Below are 1229 nucleotides of genomic sequence, written 5' to 3'. Positions count from 1 at the left end.
ATGGCAAAGGAAAAGTTTGAGCGTACAAAACCGCACGTCAACATCGGCACGATTGGCCACGTTGACCACGGCAAGACCACGCTGACCGCAGCAATCACCAAGTATTTCGGTGACTTCAAAGCGTATGACCAGATTGACGGTGCGCCGGAAGAGAAAGCGCGCGGCATCACCATCTCGACCGCCCACGTGGAATACGAGACCGACAACCGCCACTATGCGCATGTCGACTGCCCCGGCCACGCCGACTACGTCAAGAACATGATCACCGGTGCGGCGCAGATGGACGGCGCGATCCTGGTTGTGAACGCCGCAGACGGCCCGATGCCGCAAACGCGCGAGCACATCCTGCTGGGCCGCCAGGTTGGCATCCCGAAGATGGTCGTGTTCCTGAACAAAGTTGACCAGGTTGATGACGAAGAGCTGCTGGAACTGGTTGAGATGGAAGTTCGCGAACTGCTGTCCAGCTACGACTACCCCGGCGACGATATTCCGATCATCGCAGGTTCGGCTCTGGCGGCGATGGAAGGCAACAACCCGGAAATCGGCGAGAACAAGATCCGCGAACTGATGGCGGCTGTTGATGAATATATCGACACCCCTGAGCGTGCCGTTGACCAGCCGTTCCTGATGCCGATCGAAGACGTGTTCTCGATCTCGGGCCGTGGTACCGTTGTTACGGGCCGTGTCGAGCGTGGCGTGATCAACGTTGGCGACGAGATCGAAATCGTCGGCATCCGCGACACCACCAAGACCACCTGCACCGGCGTTGAAATGTTCCGCAAGCTGCTGGACCGCGGCGAAGCGGGCGACAACATCGGCGCGCTGCTGCGTGGTGTTGACCGTGACGGCGTTGAGCGTGGCCAGGTTCTGTGCAAGCCGGGTTCGGTGACCCCGCACACCAAGTTCGAAGCCGAAGCCTATATCCTGACCAAGGAAGAAGGCGGTCGTCACACCCCGTTCTTCGCGAACTACCGTCCGCAGTTCTACTTCCGTACCACGGACGTGACCGGCACCGTGACCCTGGCCGAAGGCACCGAGATGGTCATGCCCGGCGACAACGTGTCGTTCGGCGTTGAGCTGATCGCGCCGATCGCGATGGAAAACGGCCTGCGTTTCGCCATCCGCGAAGGCGGCCGCACCGTCGGCGCCGGCGTTGTGTCGAAGATTATTGAATAATTCGCGCAAGCGAATGATCAGACGGAAAGGGCGCCCCGCGGGGCGCCTTTTTT

1 protein-coding gene is annotated in these 1229 nt (G+C 60.3%); it reads left to right on the top strand.

Annotation, left to right across the window (positions count from 1 at the left end):
- Nucleotides 1-1176 (top strand): elongation factor Tu (gene tuf, locus GS620_RS21820; protein WP_152457114.1); only part of this gene is annotated, 1176 nt, incomplete at its 5' end.
- Between the last annotated feature and the right edge of the window lie 53 nt (nucleotides 1177-1229).

Source organism: Ruegeria sp. HKCCD6428, assembly GCF_013110595.1.
Lineage (GTDB): Bacteria > Pseudomonadota > Alphaproteobacteria > Rhodobacterales > Rhodobacteraceae > Ruegeria.
This window is presented reverse-complemented; position numbering and strand designations above follow the sequence as displayed.